The following is a 14654-nucleotide window of genomic DNA, read 5'->3' as shown; positions in this document are numbered from 1 at the left end:
CCACTCCAAATTTGTGTCCGGCACCGCTGGCCGCGGCACCAACTCGTGTGGAGTGATACAAACACGCCAACCAGGTCTCGGCATGGTGGGCAACAGTACGTGGACATCTGTCCATCCGTGCACAAAATGTGGCGCTCGCCATCGGGCGATCCGGAAGCGGAGGATTCCGCGACACCACACCCTTGAAAGTCCGGGCCGAGGGCTTGGCCATGGACAGCATCGTCGATGGAACCCTGTACGCCTGGGCACGGACCGGGACCGGTGATTGGCTTGCGCAAGTGTCGTTTTCGATCCCCACCGGCAACAAGAAAGGCCGACTCGACCTCGACCGGCAATGGTGCCCCGCCGCCGCCATCACACCCATCACATGACCGACACCACCACCGCAGTAGCCATCTGGATCGGCCTCGAGCACCGACAATCAGTCCACACCACCGCAAGCACAGGAGGAACCGTGAACATCGGCGACCGCTACCACCTCGCACCCGGCGCACCCGGCATCGTCGTCGTACGCGACATCCAACCCGAGGGCCTCATCCTCGTCGAAAACGAAACACCAGGCCCCGGCGTCTACCCCTACCTCGTCAAACCAGACCCCCTCGTACCCGTCACCACCTGACAGAACAGCCCCCCGAAAGCACTGAGACCCCACCGGGGCAGTGACACACTGGACGCCCCAGCAGCCGGACACTTCTCGACACACGACGAAGAGGGGAGCGGCACCCATGGCGCACGCGCTGACCTACATCGACACCGGCAACCCCCACTGGATGAATGCACTGCTGTTCGTTCTCGCGGCCGCCACCGCAATCACCCTCACCTGGTGGTTCTTCGGCAGCGACAATTAGGCCCGGTTCATTGTGCGGGGCGGTCCTCTTCGTCGTTGTCATGTCTCATCGCCGCATCCTTGTCCTCGCGCCGAGGTGACTGCTCGCCAACCAGCACCCGAGCCACACCACCGATGACTTTCTGAACACCAGACGCGGTCGCATAGATCAGCTCCGCAACCCCGGCGGCCACCGCACCGAGCAGTCCTCCCCCGTACGTGACTTCCAAAGCCTGCTTGACCGCCTCGTTCAATCCACTCCAAACACCACGCGTGCGTGCGGAATACAGTCGATCGATCTTCTCGAGCTCTCGATCGATTGCGGCATCGATGACGTGCGTATCGACCACATGTAGCTTCTCCCGGATCTCCACCAGGGTCTTGAGCTGCTCGTGCGGCGTCTTACGCGCGTTGCGGATGGTGAACGATCCAGCAATGATGGCCGCCAGAATGACCCCAGCCGGTACGAATACGGGGCCGAAGCGTTCCAGAATGCTCGGGGCGGCGTCGTTCGCCTGCGCCAGGAATTGCCACATGGGGTGATCTTTACACGGTCACGCAGCCAGGCTGAGCACGTGACCGACACACCACGAGCTACCGCGACACCAAGCCCGGTCACCCTCCGTCGCTCCCGCACAATCACCTACCAGCCGTACCCCACACCACGCCGCCGGAGAGCACCAGCGCCGGCGGCGCTCGCGTCCCACCACCCGAGGCCGGCCACGTTCACAGGCAGACCCTTGGCGGGCCACACGCACCCCTACGGGCTGCACCGAATCGAACTCCGCTGCGCTCCGCACTCAAAAGAGCGAAAAGAATCAATTTTCTTTGTGACGTAGGTGGCTTCTCCGAGCATTCATCACCCGTGACCTCCGCATCAACCGCCGGCGTCCGCTGCGCTCCCGGCCCAAGGGCTCCGAAAACTTTTCAAAACGCCTCCGGCTGAAAACTTTTCGGCCCGACCCTTGACGCTCCGGCCCCGTGCGCTGACTTCTCTCCCCAGCCACCACGGCACAAAGAAATTGGCAGGGCAGCAGGTCCGGCCACCAGTCGAGAGGGAAGAGGCCCGTCATGCACGAGGACTACTACGCAGCAATCAAGAACAACCGGCTCTACGCAGGCGCGCTATGCGACTGCCGCGACTACGACTGCCCCGCAGGTGCCATCCCCGACCTCCCGTGCATCAACGAAGACACACGCGGCGCTCCCGACAGCTCGCCATGCGAAGACCACGACTGCCCCACCTGCTACGAGCACACCATCGACTGGTTCGACGTAACCGTCCCCGGCCCGCCGTCCATCACCGAAAGAATCCGCCGCTTCCTGCGCAACCTCACCCGCACACGGTGAGACCCAGCAGCAACCAACCACAGGGAAGGACCGTCATGCGAGCACAACACCCCACCACCGCCGACGAAATCGACATCATCGTCCATCGCCACGGCAGCCGGAAAGTTCGCCGCACCGTCAAACGCGCCAGTGCACGGCGCGACCGCCGCACCGCACGCCGCGAACTCCGCCACTGAAAACCGCGCTACCCCAACCCATCCCGCACACACTCTCGAAAGGCTTTCGCCATGACCCAACACCGCATGTCCCTCACCACCGCCGCCGACACCCTCGCCGCCATCCCCGCCCTGCTCGGCTACACCCCCGACAACTCCGTCGTCATCATCGCCCTGGCCGACGACGGGAACGGCTCCCACCTCGTCGCGCCCACCGCCCGCGTCGACGCCCATCAGGCCGAAGCCGCCGCAGGCATCATCACCGACGCGCTCACCAGGCAGAACACCCCCATCACCGCCGTCATCCTCGCAGCCATCGCCGACACCACCCACGCAGGCGTAGCCCTGCTCGGACTCGACGCCATCCGCGGCGCGCTCGCCGCCGCCGGAATCCGAACCATCCGCGCCCTGCACACCTACAGTCTCACCGCAGGAACGACCTTCACCGACCTCGACCGCTTCACCGACGGCACCATCCCCGACCCCGCCACCACCGCACTCGCGACCGCCCGCACCGCAGACGGAGCCGTCATCGCAGCATCACGCGCCGACCTCGAGGCCCGATACGCCCCCACCACGGAGATTCCCGAAGCCCTCGCCCTCGCCGCCGCCGCCACGATGGGTGCCGACTTCCTGCCCGTCACCTTCGACGAGCTCGCTGCTGTCATCCACGCCCGCGAAATTCCCAGCGCCGACCTCACCGCCCGCGTCGGCCTGGCACTGGCCACCGGGCACCTCGAAGTCCGAGACGCGTTCCTGGCCATGTCCATCCACGGAGACGCCGACGCAGCCGACGCGTTCACCCGCATCGCAGCCCCGCTGCGCGGCACCGCCCGCGCGAACGCCCTCACCATCGCTGCCTACTTCGTGTACTGCACCGGCGACGGCGCAGCAGCTCACGGAGCACTACAGGCCGCCGAACGCACCGCCGAACGAGCCAACGTGCCGCTGCCGAGCCTGACGGGGATTCTCCTCCGCGTCCTCAACGCCGGAATGCCGCCGGAAGAGGTCAGGGGGATCGGCGGAGTCATCACCTCCGACTACATCGCCGCCCACATCGGCGCAGTGCAGAGCTACACCTGACACCCGCAGCCGAGCGTGGCCACCGGTTCGAGGTGGCCACGCCCGGCAGCCAGGGCGCGGGCGCGGGGCCGGTGCATCGGGCATCGAGCCCTCACACCGACAAACGCGCCACCCGCAGCAACGACAGAAGGGCAGGCGGGTGCGGCGAGTCAGACGTGGCAGAGAAAGAGCGGAACAGCGCTCAGAGGGACGTCGGACTGGCCGGCCACACCATATCGACGTGGGCGGCGGGTGGACGGGTGTCCTCGACCCGAACACCGGCCACGATCGCATCGAGCGCCAGCTCCGACGGCGGCGGCTCAGCGTTCACCACAGCTTTGGACAAGGCATGTTCGATCCGCGAGCGCTCCATACCCCAGCACCCTACCGACCAGCACGAACACAGCCACCGCGACGAGCTCCGCGCCGCGACGACAAGGTGAGGTTCTTTTCGGCCCGTCTGACTGCGCAACGAGAATGCATCACCCGTCATCTCCCGGATCAACCCCTGGCTCCGCTCACGCTTCGGCCCACAGGACTCAGCACGACTGTTCGCCCGACCCGCACTCGCTGCGCTCCCCGGCGAACACTCGCACTGGCCAGGCATTGACCGTCGACGCCGTGCGCCGCGTCTCTTTTCCGCGCCAGCCGGAAGCGAAAAGAACGCAGTAAGAAAAGGGGCAGAGGAGGTGCCCTATAACCATATTGCAATTGCCCTGAAAAGTAAGCAGTACTGTCAGAGTAAGCAATGAAACCGCAAGTGCAGCACCATAAATGGACGATATTGATGTCGTATCAGAGCTGGTATAAACGCCGCTATTGACGTAGAATAGAAGTCAACGCAAGCAATTCCGAAAAGGGGAAAGCTATGCCGATCACCGTGTATACCAAACCGCAATGCGATCCTTGCAGCGCAACCAAAATCTTCCTGGATAGGAAGAAGGTGAACTACCGAATTGTCGACGTCACCGAGGACCCCGACGCCTACCGCTTCATCACCGACGAACTCGGCTACCGACAGACCCCCGTCGTCTACGTCGACGACAACCACCACTTCAGCGGGTTTCAGATCGATGCCTTGAACGAACTCAGCGCCGCCTGAAACCCACAAATCCACAAACACAGAAGAGGCCCCGCCATGCGACTCGTGCCCGCCTACACCCCTGACCCCGACTACATCGACCGCCAGATCGACGCCGAGCTCACCGCAGAACACCCCACAACACGCCAGGCCGACCATGCCGACAGCGAGCACAACGACATCGACAAAGCCGCATCCTGATCACCGACGCGATGCACCACAGCCGGTAGCACTGTCCCACCGGTACGACGTCCGACACGAACCGAACGCGAGGCCCACGATGAACGCATTACGCGCAGTCCCCACACCCGGCGACGACCCGGCAGCGCAGGCACGCGCGGACCTTGCACCCGTCGAGGACCTCGATACGTCGGTCGAACCCGGCTACGACCCGGCCACCGACCCCGAAGCGATGCTCCTGTGCGCCCTGATGGACGTGCGTAACCAGAGCGCCGATGGAACCGACATCGAGCGGATCACCAGCACGCTTACTGCGGCGGACTTCGAGGATCCCGCGCACGCACGCATGTACGGCCACATCGTCGACCTCATCGCCGCCGGCCAACCCCACGACTTCGCCTCCGTCACCGGTGCACTCATCCGATCCGGAGCCGACGGAGCCAAAGACGCACCGCTACGCAAACGCCTCATGGGCATCGTCACCGCCGGCGCACACTCCGTCGCGGCCGTGCACTACGCCGACAACGTCCTGTCCCAGTCCTACCGCCGCAGCTTCCACATCGCGGGCCAACGACTGGCTCAGGCCGCCGAAGAAGCACCCGAAGCCGACCTGTTCGACTACATGGTCGAACTCGGCACCCGGCAGCGGGCAGCGTTCAACAGGCTCAACAGCTTTCGGCAACCACCGACATCCTGAACGAACCCGCACGGGCACCGGTGGGCGCGTCGACGACGCCGAGGGCACTACGGTGCTAGCTGGCCACAACCGAAAGACGAGGACAGTGACAGAGACAGGTGAGCACGCCGAACGGCCGCCACACGACGCGCCGGACCGCACGAACGCACCCACCGTTGGTGCCGCTGTCGATCCGAATCTGCCCGTGCACATCCGCGAGCAGATCGCTGCTGTCGTCGACGCGTCCGGCGACCTCGAGCGCGTCCCGACCGGTAGCGGCGCGCTGACCGTGCAGGTGTGCTCGGCATCGGAAACCTCTTACGACGCCGCGACGTGGAGCACCCTGGGCACCTACCGCGCTGCGGACGCCGCAACCCTGGCCGAACGGCTGCTCGACGCTCTTGGGGACAGTGCGAACATCGGCACCGACCTCGGCGTCCTCATCGTCACCCACACCCACACCGACACCCTGGAGGCACCGGCCATGACCGCACCCACCGCCGACGGAACCCACGCGCCGGCCGCGCCGCTACTCACCCTCGACCTCGCCAAAGCCGACGTGCTCGACGACGACTTCGAGTGGCCCGAACCGGGCAGCGCGCAGGCATTGTGGACTCCGCACTGGCTGCTGCAGGCCGCGATCAACTCCGGGGCCGTCACCTACGACCGGCGACTGTGGGGCGAGCTCGCACTGTCGGCCGAGTTCACCGCCCCGAACCGGCACGAGCTCCAATTCGTGATCACCTACGAGATCGACGGCGCACCGAACATCGTCGACGGTGACACCACCGACTACCCCGCCGACTTCAACGAGCTCTCCGACGAGGAACAGAACGCCGTCCCCTCCACGCTGGTCCCGAATCCGGAGACCGCAGCGTCGTGGCTGACGTACCTCGTCGACGCCTTCAATGCCGTGCATTCGAGCACCGACAAGCTCGTCCGCGGCTGGCCCCAACACTAGAACCCCGCCGGACAGCAGAAACCCCCGACCACAGTGTGTGGCCGGGGGTTCATCTATCGGGCAGTCGATGTCGCCGAGAAGGACGCAGGCTAGGGCATGAACGTACTGCGGCCGGAGCTGAACAATGCCCCGAGCGTGAGCGCGAACGCGAACACGGCCACGAACACCACGATCCGGAACACCCCACTGGCGAGCATTCCCGTCGCGCGCAACGGCGCGAATTTCCACGTGCCGTCCGCTCGCTGTCCGGACCGCAGCACGACGTACGCCAGGATCGCACCGGCCACGAGATACACAGCCAATCGAACCACCCCTTCCTTCCTCGTGTCGTTCACTCGCGCAGACGTTTCGACGCGACCGGTCTTCGATTGGCTGTCAGTACACACCCACCCACCGACACAGTCGGTGCCACAACCGACCGACCATCACCGCCCGCGCACGTTCAGGACTCAGAACAGCGTCGGGGCAGCCTCATCGAGCAACGCAGCACGAACAGCGTCCTCGTCCCACCCACCGCGCACCGCATCGCGTAGCCGCCGCGACCGCGCCGCTCTCGCGACCCGATCGGGTCCGTACCAAAGCCCGCGCTGACGCCTGCCACCCCCGCGGCCCTTGGCTCCCATGTCGAGCAGGTTCTGTGACTGCGTCCCATCGACGACGTGACGGACGCCGAACCCGCCCGCGGCCGCGTGCGGATCGAGGGTGACCCGTACACAGATCGGGTTGTCGCACAGGTGCAATGCCGTCACCTCGTCGGTGAGCGGGACGCCGAGAGCGCGGGCCAACGCGTACCGGTGCGGGCGCACCACTCGCTGCCGGCCATCGCGCATCAACCAGAACCGGCCGTACCCGTCATCGGCGATCGCGCCGACCCAGATCGCACACGAATCATCGCGCGGTCCGCGCACGATGTAGCGCTCGAACCGCGTGAGTTCTGTTGCCCCGCCGATACCTAACGGTTCCGGCATTGACCCGGCCCGCCGACCATCACCTAACGTCTCCCGGAGCCGGCGACTGCGCTTCTGGTGATGCTGGTACTGTCTCGGCGTCGTGGATCGTCCGGAGCGTCTGCACGGCGGTGAGTTTGAGGACCGGGTCCGAGGTGTTGAACACTCCGAACTTCTCCAACCGCGAGATGTCGACGGGGGAGCGCACGGCCGCGAACACTTCCGCGTCGATCGCCGCCTCGAAGTCGCCGCCGGCCGCGAGAGCGTTGATCATCCGCAACAGGTCCGCGAACTGCGGCGCGGTCCGCGTGGTGATGAGAGGGCCGTAGGTGTTGAACGCCTCGTTCGCCTCCGCGGTTTGCAGCAGCGCAAGGATGTCGAGCTCCAACACGTCGGACTCGCTCAGGTCCGTCTCACGGTGTTCGCCGGTCATCGCGCACCCGCCTGATCCATCAACAGCTGTCCGACGGCGTCGGAGATCTCCGTCGGCGTCCCGGCTGCATCGAGCAGGTGCAGTCCGGTGTCGACCGGACCGCCGCGCACGATCGTCGCGGCGAGGTGTGCCTGCTCGCGGGTGATCGCCAGTACCCAGGATTGGGTGACGACGAACTGGGTTGCGTCGAGCAAGGTGAAGAACTCTCCGTACGCAACTGGTGCTCCCGGCTCACCGGCACTGTCGGCGTAGGCGATCGACGCCGCGAACGTCGCCGGGTCGGGCCCGACCGAGTTCGACACGACGACGCCGAGCTCGCCCAGGGCGCTCACTGCGCACCCTGCCCGGCGGAGGCGAACTCCTGCGCCGCAGGCGGTGTCTCGGAGTTCGGTGCGGGGTCGGTATGCGGGGGAGTAGCGGCGTCGGGCGACTCGCCCGAACTGGGCTTGTCCGAGTCGGTGGCGGTGCTCGCAACACCGATGCGCACCGGCCGCCTCTTGCGTCCCGATCCCGTCGAGGCCGGCTTCGGGGACGCGATGACAGAAGTCGGCACCGTCAACCCCATTTCCCGCAACTGCTGCGCCGTCCATCCGCCGTCGAGCGCGGCCCGCAACGCGGCTGTGACCGCGTCCTTGGCCTTCTCGACGGACTTGGCCGAGGACCGTTTCGCGGCCTGGGCTTCCTTGATTGCCGCGTCGGCGGCGGCACGCGCTTTCGCGTCGTCGGCTTCGGCCTCGACGACCTTCTGCTGCGCGTCGGTGATCGCCTCGACCTTGGCGATGCGCTCGTTGATCGCTGCTTCGGCGGCCGCGCGGATCGCGTCCTTGTCCAACGGGGTGACAGTCATGGTGTGTGTGGGCCTTTCTCGTCGAACCGACCGCCCGCAGACACGGGGAGAGTCGGTGAGGGTGCACGTGATTGACGTTCGGCGGAGGGCCCACACGGCACCGCCAGAACGCACTGCGAACTCTACCGCCCGGGCGTCGCTGACGACAGCGGACGGGCGAGACGACCTACCTGACCGACCGGTGCACGGCTCGGCGGGGGAGTCATCGACGAGGGAGGGGATCTGGTGCGGTGCCCCCAACTGTGCACCGGCCTTCATCCTCATGTGGATGCCCGAGATTCCTCCCACCGCTCCGCTCGATCTCAGGCACCCACAATCGGGGCCGGACACACAGATAGGGGACATCGCACCCACACGGTGCTCACGTATGGCCGGCGGGCGAGGGCTCGTCCGGTGGTCCCGTCGAGGTTCCGACAGTGGGGTGCTCACGACGACGTCGAGTCATCGCTCTCAGGAACAGCTCTGACGATCCGACGCGCGGACATCAGCCGCTCGGCCTCTACCAGCTCCACGCCGACCAGCTCCGCCGCACGGGGCACAGATCCCTCTGACGTCGACAGCCGTTCCAACTCGGCAGCCATCACCTGTTCGGCGGCGTCCCGTTGTGCCCGCGCTGCAGCGAATCGCCGCGCAGCGCTCTCACGCTCCCGCACCGCTGTACCCGCTGCGCGGGTGGCTTTCTGCCATCCGCGCTCACGGGCGGCTACCCGATCGCCTGTCGACCCCATGACCCCGTTGCCCCTTCATCTTCTGACACCTTCGACCTAGTTCCGAACCGCCCCTCAGTCTCTGACCTGGCTGACCGTCCTGAGGCCTGGGCTTTACTGCACACAGGCTTCGCCTGCCAAAAGCCTAGATGATCTACACACCTCTTGCTGAATTTCAGACTTTGGGGGGGTTCCGGCCTTCCGCCTGCCCGCCTGCGGCGTCTAGGGTGGCGGTGTGATGACGCTCCACGTACTGCACGCGGGCGATGGCTACGAGTACCTGACCAAGCAGGTGGCCACCGCTGACCGCGAACGGGAGCACGGCCAAGATCTGACCGATTACTACACCGCGCACGGCACACCGCCGGGTGTCTGGTTCGGTGCCGGCCTGGACAATCTCGAGCAGATGCAGGCCGGGATCGACCCGACTGCGGCCAGCTCGATCACCGGCGGTGGGCAGGTGTCCGAGCCGCAGATGAAAGCACTGTTCGGTAGCGGGCTGCATCCGAACGCCTCGGCGTTGATCGAAAATTCAATTACCCAGGGCGCGAACGAGAAGGCCGCGCTCAAAGCGGCCCGACTCGGCCGTAAATTCCCCGAATTCTCCAACGACATCGAACTGCTCCGCGAGCACAAGGCAGCGGTAGGGGAGTTCCGCAGCGAGCACGGGCACGCGCCGTCGAAAGCGCAGTCGCAGCAGATCATGGACGAGGTCGGCACCCGGTTGTTCACCGACGGCCACGGCCGACCGCCGGAAGATCAGCGCGAGCTCCGCTCGTGGATCAGCGCGCAGAAGTCCCGCGTCCGCCAGCCAGTGGCCGGCTACGACCTGGTGTTCACCCCACCGAAAAGCGTGTCGGTGATGTGGGCGCTCGCCGACGACGGCACCCGCCGAGAAATCGAGCGCATCCACAAAGAGACCGTCACCGACGCCCTCGGCTGGATCGAGAAGGAAGCGTGCTTCACCCGCACCGGCAACACCAGCCAGGAAGTCCAGGACACCACCGGTCTGGTCGCGACCCTCTACGACCACTACGACTCCCGCGCCGGGGATCCGAACCTGCACACCCACGCCGTCGTCTCGATCAAGGTCTGCACCGAATCCGACGGCAAATGGCGCGCCCTCGACGGGTCGATCCTGCACCGGTACGCGGTGCCGGCCTCGCAGCGCTACAACGCCACCATCATGTCCAAGCTGCACACCGAACTCGGTTTCTCCCTCGCCGCCCGCTCCACCGGCCACGGTCGGCAGGACGTCGTCGAAATCGAGCAGGTCCCGCGTGAGCTGTGCGAGATGTTCTCCTCACGCCGCAGCCAGATCGAAACACGCAGAGACCAGCTCGTCGCCGAGTACCGCGCCGAACACGGTCGGATGCCGTCCCCGAAAGCGATGTACTCGCTCTACCAACAGGCCAACCTCGACACCCGCGCCGGCAAACAGGAACCGCAGACGCTGCGCGAGATGCAGAACGACTGGCTCACCCGGTCCGCGCAGATCCTCGGCACACCCGCAGGCGTCGACGCACTTGCCGCGCAGTGGCAGCAGATCCAGCAGGCCCATGCCTCCGGCATCCGGGGAGTGGGCGAGCACATGCGCCCGCTCGACTCGCTCGACATCGAAGCGGCCCGCGTGGTCGAACGGTTGGAGAACGCGCGATCGAACTGGGCGATCACCCACGTCCACTCCGCGGTCGATGCGAACTTCGCCGCCGTCGCGTTCACCGACGACACCGCCCGCCGTGCCGCCACCGCCGCCGTCGTCGACCGTGTCCTCGCAACTTCGGTGCACATGCCGCTCCCCGAGCTGCCCGCACCGCCGACAGCGCTGCGTCGCCGCGACGGCGAGTTCATCCTGACCCGCCCGGGCACCGCCCTGCACACCTCGCACGGCGTGCTGTCCGCAGAACGTTCCCTGCTCGACGCCGCTCAGACCCCGGTCGCGTATATCGCCCCGCAGGCCGCGCTCGACAAGGTCATCACCGCCGCCGCGAAAGGCAAGGACGGGCGCACCCTCAACGCCGGGCAACGCGAACTCGCCGAACATTTCGTCGGGAGCGGCACCCTCGTTGCGGTCGGTATCGGACCGGCCGGCACCGGCAAGACCACCGCCATGAAAGCCGTGACCGACACCTGGAAGAAGGCCGGATATCAGGTCATCGCCCTCGCCCCGTCGGCCGTCGCAGCGGAAACCCTCGGTGAAGAAATCGGCGTCACCGCACACACTCTCGCCACCCTGACCTACCCGTGGCGCGGCGTCGACGGCGGACACGCGGGCACGCTGCCCGAGCACATCGACATCCCTGCCGGTGCGATGTTGCTCGTCGACGAAGCCTCTCTCGCCTCGACCAAAGACCTCGCCGCCATCACCGAGATCGCCGCAGCCAAAGGCGCGGTCGTGCGCCTGCTCGGTGACCCGAACCAGCTCGACGCCGTCGAAACCGGCGGCACCCTCCGTCTGCTCGCCGAAGAGACTCGTGCGCCCGAGCTGACCACCGTCGTGCGGTTCGGCGACGACACCGAACAAGCCGAGAACTCGCTCGATCTGCGGCACGGTGACCCGGCCAGTCTCGGCATGTTCTACGACCGCGGTTGGGTCCACGACGGCACCGCCGCCGAGATGAAGGACGCCGCTGCATCGGCGTACCTCGCCGACGTCGGGGCAGGAAAGTCCTCGATCGTCATGCTCTCCACCCGCGACGACGTCCGCGAAGTCAACCTCGCGATCCAAGCCCACTTCCGTGGACACGGAGCCGCCGACGCTGTCCACACCGTGAGACTGTCGGACGAGCTCGACGCCGGAGTCGGTGACACCATCCTGACCCGCCGCAACACCCGCGCCCTGCGCACCAAAGGCGGTCGGCGGCGGAACATGTTCGTCCGCAACGGCGACCTGTGGACCGTCACCGCCGTGGGCGACGACGGCTCGCTGACCGTCCGCAGCAAGACTCACGACGGCACGATCACCCTGCCGGCCGACTACGTGCGCAGAAAGACCGAACTCGGCTACGCCGCCACCGTGCACCGCAGCCAAGGCATCACTGTCGACACCTCGCACACCGCCGTGAGCGCGACGACCAACAGAGCCGGGCTTTACGTCGCACTGACCCGTGGGCGCACCAACAACGAGCTGTACGTGCCCGTCGAACCGGGGGTCACACTCGACACCGAAGGAATGCACCTCTCGGAGATCGAGACTCCGAACTCCCGCGAGGTTCTCACGCGCATCCTCGCCAACGACAACGGCCACAAGGCCGCGATCACCGCGATACGCGACGCCGCCGAACACGCGAACAGCCCGGACCGGCTCCGCGAGGCATTCCTCGCCGCCCACACCCGCTTGCGTGATCATTGGCTCGACACCGTCCTCGACCGGGCACTGCCGGCAGCGTTTCTGGCGACCGCACAGGCCGAACACCCCGGAAGCCTCGCAGCACTGCGTGCGACCCTCGCCGAGATCCACGACCGCGGAGACAGTGCCCGCCGCGCTCTCGTCGACGCGCTCGCCGCCGGCGAGCTCCACACTGCACGCGACGTCGCGAGAGTGCTCAACTCACGGATCATCGAGGCAGGCAGCTCCACCGACACCACCAACACCACCGACATCGACACGGTGGCCGGCGCTACCGGGCGACCGGAACACGAATTGCCCCCGCTCCCTCCGCGCACACCCGGCACCGACAAGGAGCTCGACGATTACGCCCGACTCGTCGCCGACCGCTACGCGACCGTTCGGCCGGCACCGGCCGAGACCAATGGCATCGGCCGGCGGATCCGCGACTACGACGCTGCCCGCGCCGAACTCGACGCTGCGCGAGTCCAGCGCCCCATCCAGGCCGCGTTCGATCCCGCGACCGCCGAACGACTCCTCGCCGAACCCGGTGTGCACCGCCTCGGCCGACACCTCCGGACTGCAGCGCTCGCAGGAATCGAACCCCGCGAGGTACTGGCCTGGCACGCCCAGCAACTGACCACACGCGGCGACGACGTCACCGCCCGCGCTCTCATCAAAGACCTAGTACCCGCCGTCACCGACGCGGCCGAACGCGCGAACACCAGGTGGCTCGCCGAGCACGAAGACACAATGCGCCGACACTTCCCGATCGCGATGGCCACCGCAGCACGCAGCGACGATCCCCGATGGAACACCGCGATCGCCCGAATGCGGGAACTGACCGCACACGGCGGCTACGACCTCGACGAGCTGTGCCGCGACATCCACACCGCCACACACCCCGGCGTCCTCGCCAGCGGGATCGTCGACGCACTCGACGACATCGCGCCCACACACCGGACACCGGTCGACCAGGACGCACCGCACTGGGTGCCCTCACCGGACCTCGACGCCCACCTCGTCGATCCCGTCCTGGGCGAGCAACTCGACAACCGATACGACGACATCGCCGCCGAGCACGCCGCCGCCGTCGACCGGATCGCCGCCGTCCCCGACCCGGCCTCGACCCCGGACCTCGAATTCACCCGCCGCCTCGAACAGCGGCCCGACGACGACGCCCTCGCGACCGAATGGAATCGCACCGCCGCTGAGATCGCCGCCTACCGAGACCGCTACCAAGTCACCGACACCACCTCGATCGCCGGCGACCGACCCGAGAACCGGGCCGAGCACGCGCCGTACAACACCGTCCACACGAACATCGACACCCTGCACGACCACATCGAGCAACAACGACGCGACGAACACGAAGAACAGCAGCGACTACAGCGCGAAGCCGAGAACATCGAGCACCACCACACCATCGCGCAGCAGAACATCGAACACGGACACCAGCGGCGCGGCCCGCGGCTGTAGCTTCAACGGTCGCAGTCATAGCCGCTCCTGTGAGGCGAATGGGACTAGTGCTGTCGGTGCCAGGGCCTACTGTGTGGGCATGTCCGGCGATCTACCGACCAGTCGTCAGGCCGATCCGATGCTCGACGATCTCGCGCAGCTGCTGTTGGAGAAGCTGGACCTGCTTCTCGATCGGCTCACCGACCGTGTGCTCGCGTCACCACGCGCCGGATCGGATGCGTGGCGCTCGAACTGGCTCGACCGAAATACCGCCGACGGCCGCGATCTTGAGCGTCGGAGGGTCTTGATACGCATCGGGCTCGCACATCGAGCCGGTCTCGCGCCCGTCCGCGACATCGCGATCGCTCGATCGCTAGGTGTCACCGATGCAGAGCTGCGGGCCGGCGGTATCGATGCTCGTCCGCGAGCGAAGTACCGACCTCGGCACCACCGCGACCAATTGACAATGTTCGAGCTGTAGACCCAGTGGCGCAACGGCGTGCGCTCATTGGACACGAGGAATGATCAAGACCTGTGGATCAGGGAGGGCGTGCCTTCCCGTAAATATGATCCTGGTAGTCACTTGATCAAGTCAGCGTTGCAGCGCTGGCGGAAAGGCACGCCTCGTGCTCACGGTAGTCAA

At 66.5% G+C, this 14654-nt stretch carries 20 protein-coding genes; 13 read left to right on the top strand and 7 right to left on the bottom strand.

Annotation, left to right across the window (positions count from 1 at the left end):
* The first annotated feature begins 128 nt into the window (after positions 1-128).
* From J1M81_RS24480 to J1M81_RS26745, 3 genes are all read left to right on the top strand, one after another.
* A complete protein-coding gene (locus J1M81_RS24480; protein ID WP_206499032.1) occupies positions 129-371 on the top strand; it encodes a hypothetical protein in 243 nt (80 codons plus the stop codon).
* Complete coding sequence (locus tag J1M81_RS24475) at positions 368-619, top strand: hypothetical protein (protein ID WP_206499031.1); 252 nt, start codon at positions 368-370, stop codon at positions 617-619. The genes J1M81_RS24480 and J1M81_RS24475 overlap by 4 nt, the downstream gene beginning before the upstream one ends.
* A 106-nt stretch (positions 620-725) precedes the next feature.
* Entirely contained in the window at positions 726-848 is a 123-nt protein-coding gene (locus J1M81_RS26745) for a hypothetical protein (RefSeq protein WP_274611639.1), read from the top strand.
* Between the two features lie 7 nt (positions 849-855).
* Here the strand turns inward: J1M81_RS26745 and J1M81_RS24470 are convergent, their stop codons facing one another.
* Positions 856-1362, bottom strand: coding sequence for a hypothetical protein (locus J1M81_RS24470; protein ID WP_206499030.1), 507 nt, complete (start codon positions 1360-1362; stop codon positions 856-858).
* Positions 1363-1897: 535 nt separating this feature from the next.
* Here J1M81_RS24470 and J1M81_RS24465 point away from each other — a divergent pair.
* Genes J1M81_RS24465 through J1M81_RS24455 form a run of 3 tightly spaced genes read left to right on the top strand, consistent with a single transcriptional unit; the run spans position 1898 to position 3414 of the window.
* Positions 1898-2176, top strand: coding sequence for a hypothetical protein (locus tag J1M81_RS24465; RefSeq protein ID WP_206499029.1), 279 nt, complete (start codon positions 1898-1900; stop codon positions 2174-2176).
* 35 nt (positions 2177-2211) lie between these two features.
* Positions 2212-2352, top strand: coding sequence for a hypothetical protein (locus J1M81_RS24460; protein WP_155289018.1), 141 nt, complete (start codon positions 2212-2214; stop codon positions 2350-2352).
* Between the two features lie 51 nt (positions 2353-2403).
* Positions 2404-3414 carry a DUF4192 domain-containing protein gene (locus tag J1M81_RS24455; protein ID WP_206499028.1) on the top strand — a complete coding sequence of 337 codons (1011 nt, stop codon included), beginning with the start codon at positions 2404-2406 and terminating at the stop codon, positions 3412-3414.
* A gap of 181 nt (positions 3415-3595) precedes the next feature.
* On the opposite strand, the gene J1M81_RS24450 is transcribed toward J1M81_RS24455, so the two are convergent.
* A complete protein-coding gene (locus tag J1M81_RS24450) occupies positions 3596-3766 on the bottom strand; it encodes a hypothetical protein (RefSeq protein ID WP_206499027.1) in 171 nt (56 codons plus the stop codon).
* Between the two features lie 495 nt (positions 3767-4261).
* On the opposite strand from J1M81_RS24450, the gene J1M81_RS24445 reads away from it, so the two are divergent.
* The 4 genes from J1M81_RS24445 (at position 4262) to J1M81_RS24430 (ending at position 6291) form a co-directional block, all read left to right on the top strand.
* Positions 4262-4495, top strand: coding sequence for a glutaredoxin family protein (locus J1M81_RS24445; protein ID WP_206499026.1), 234 nt, complete (start codon positions 4262-4264; stop codon positions 4493-4495).
* A gap of 36 nt (positions 4496-4531) precedes the next feature.
* Entirely contained in the window at positions 4532-4675 is a 144-nt protein-coding gene (locus tag J1M81_RS24440; RefSeq protein WP_155292904.1) for a hypothetical protein, read from the top strand.
* A 79-nt stretch (positions 4676-4754) separates the two neighbouring features.
* Positions 4755-5351 carry a DnaB-like helicase N-terminal domain-containing protein gene (locus tag J1M81_RS24435; RefSeq protein WP_206499025.1) on the top strand — a complete coding sequence of 199 codons (597 nt, stop codon included), beginning with the start codon at positions 4755-4757 and terminating at the stop codon, positions 5349-5351.
* Positions 5352-5436: 85 nt separating this feature from the next.
* Positions 5437-6291: a hypothetical protein gene (locus J1M81_RS24430; RefSeq protein WP_206499024.1), complete on the top strand. Its 855-nt coding sequence runs from the start codon at positions 5437-5439 to the stop codon at positions 6289-6291.
* Positions 6292-6380: 89 nt separating this feature from the next.
* Here J1M81_RS24430 and J1M81_RS24425 read toward each other — a convergent pair whose 3' ends face one another.
* Positions 6381-6626: a hypothetical protein gene (locus J1M81_RS24425; RefSeq protein WP_206499023.1), complete on the bottom strand. Its 246-nt coding sequence runs from the start codon at positions 6624-6626 to the stop codon at positions 6381-6383.
* Positions 6627-6740: 114 nt separating this feature from the next.
* Positions 6741-7259: a hypothetical protein gene (locus tag J1M81_RS24420; protein ID WP_032382536.1), complete on the bottom strand. Its 519-nt coding sequence runs from the start codon at positions 7257-7259 to the stop codon at positions 6741-6743.
* Between the two features lie 60 nt (positions 7260-7319).
* Here J1M81_RS24420 and J1M81_RS27100 point away from each other — a divergent pair, with 60 nt between their 5' ends.
* Positions 7320-7373 carry a hypothetical protein gene (locus tag J1M81_RS27100; RefSeq protein ID WP_371828179.1) on the top strand — a complete coding sequence of 18 codons (54 nt, stop codon included), beginning with the start codon at positions 7320-7322 and terminating at the stop codon, positions 7371-7373.
* Between the two features lie 294 nt (positions 7374-7667).
* On the opposite strand, the gene J1M81_RS24410 is transcribed toward J1M81_RS27100, so the two are convergent.
* The 3 genes from J1M81_RS24410 to J1M81_RS24400 form a co-directional block, all read right to left on the bottom strand.
* On the bottom strand, positions 7668-8003 hold the full coding sequence (locus J1M81_RS24410; protein WP_032382534.1) for a hypothetical protein: 336 nt from the start codon (positions 8001-8003) through the stop codon (positions 7668-7670).
* Positions 8000-8518 (bottom strand): hypothetical protein, encoded by a 519-nt coding sequence (locus tag J1M81_RS24405; RefSeq protein ID WP_032382533.1) that lies wholly within the window; start codon positions 8516-8518, stop codon positions 8000-8002. The genes J1M81_RS24410 and J1M81_RS24405 overlap by 4 nt, the downstream gene beginning before the upstream one ends.
* A 425-nt stretch (positions 8519-8943) precedes the next feature.
* Positions 8944-9246: a hypothetical protein gene (locus J1M81_RS24400; protein ID WP_032382532.1), complete on the bottom strand. Its 303-nt coding sequence runs from the start codon at positions 9244-9246 to the stop codon at positions 8944-8946.
* A gap of 217 nt (positions 9247-9463) precedes the next feature.
* On the opposite strand from J1M81_RS24400, the gene mobF reads away from it, so the two are divergent.
* Both mobF and J1M81_RS24390 read left to right on the top strand, forming a co-directional pair.
* The gene (gene mobF, locus J1M81_RS24395) at positions 9464-14032 is read left to right on the top strand and encodes a MobF family relaxase (RefSeq protein WP_052054814.1); all 4569 of its coding nucleotides are present in this window, start codon (positions 9464-9466) and stop codon (positions 14030-14032) included.
* 79 nt (positions 14033-14111) lie between these two features.
* Entirely contained in the window at positions 14112-14492 is a 381-nt protein-coding gene (locus tag J1M81_RS24390; RefSeq protein WP_052054813.1) for a hypothetical protein, read from the top strand.
* Positions 14493-14654: the final 162 nt, after the last annotated feature.

This window comes from Rhodococcus sp. KRD175 (assembly GCF_017168275.1).
GTDB classification, from domain to species: Bacteria; Actinomycetota; Actinomycetes; order Mycobacteriales; family Mycobacteriaceae; genus Rhodococcoides; species Rhodococcoides fascians.
Note: the sequence above shows the minus strand (reverse complement) of the source record. Positions and strands in the feature narration are given on the sequence as shown.

Bases quoted from the DNA above. Each gene is read 5' to 3' on its own strand.
- J1M81_RS24450 (WP_206499027.1), bottom strand. From the start codon at position 3,766: ATGGAGCGCTCGCGGATCGAACATGCCTTGTCCAAAGCTGTGGTGAAC.
- J1M81_RS24405 (WP_032382533.1), bottom strand. From the start codon at position 8,518: ATGACTGTCACCCCGTTGGACAAGGACGCGATCCGCGCGGCCGCCGAA.
- J1M81_RS24445 (WP_206499026.1), top strand. From the start codon at position 4,262: ATGCCGATCACCGTGTATACCAAACCGCAATGCGATCCTTGCAGCGCA.
- J1M81_RS24435 (WP_206499025.1), top strand. From the start codon at position 4,755: ATGAACGCATTACGCGCAGTCCCCACACCCGGCGACGACCCGGCAGCG.
- J1M81_RS24390 (WP_052054813.1), top strand. From the start codon at position 14,112: ATGTCCGGCGATCTACCGACCAGTCGTCAGGCCGATCCGATGCTCGAC.
- J1M81_RS24420 (WP_032382536.1), bottom strand. From the start codon at position 7,259: ATGCCGGAACCGTTAGGTATCGGCGGGGCAACAGAACTCACGCGGTTC.
- J1M81_RS24440 (WP_155292904.1), top strand. From the start codon at position 4,532: ATGCGACTCGTGCCCGCCTACACCCCTGACCCCGACTACATCGACCGC.
- J1M81_RS26745 (WP_274611639.1), top strand. From the start codon at position 726: ATGGCGCACGCGCTGACCTACATCGACACCGGCAACCCCCACTGGATG.
- J1M81_RS24400 (WP_032382532.1), bottom strand. From the start codon at position 9,246: ATGGGGTCGACAGGCGATCGGGTAGCCGCCCGTGAGCGCGGATGGCAG.
- J1M81_RS24470 (WP_206499030.1), bottom strand. From the start codon at position 1,362: ATGTGGCAATTCCTGGCGCAGGCGAACGACGCCGCCCCGAGCATTCTG.
- mobF (WP_052054814.1), top strand. From the start codon at position 9,464: ATGACGCTCCACGTACTGCACGCGGGCGATGGCTACGAGTACCTGACC.
- J1M81_RS24460 (WP_155289018.1), top strand. From the start codon at position 2,212: ATGCGAGCACAACACCCCACCACCGCCGACGAAATCGACATCATCGTC.
- J1M81_RS24465 (WP_206499029.1), top strand. From the start codon at position 1,898: ATGCACGAGGACTACTACGCAGCAATCAAGAACAACCGGCTCTACGCA.
- J1M81_RS24455 (WP_206499028.1), top strand. From the start codon at position 2,404: ATGACCCAACACCGCATGTCCCTCACCACCGCCGCCGACACCCTCGCC.
- J1M81_RS24475 (WP_206499031.1), top strand. From the start codon at position 368: ATGACCGACACCACCACCGCAGTAGCCATCTGGATCGGCCTCGAGCAC.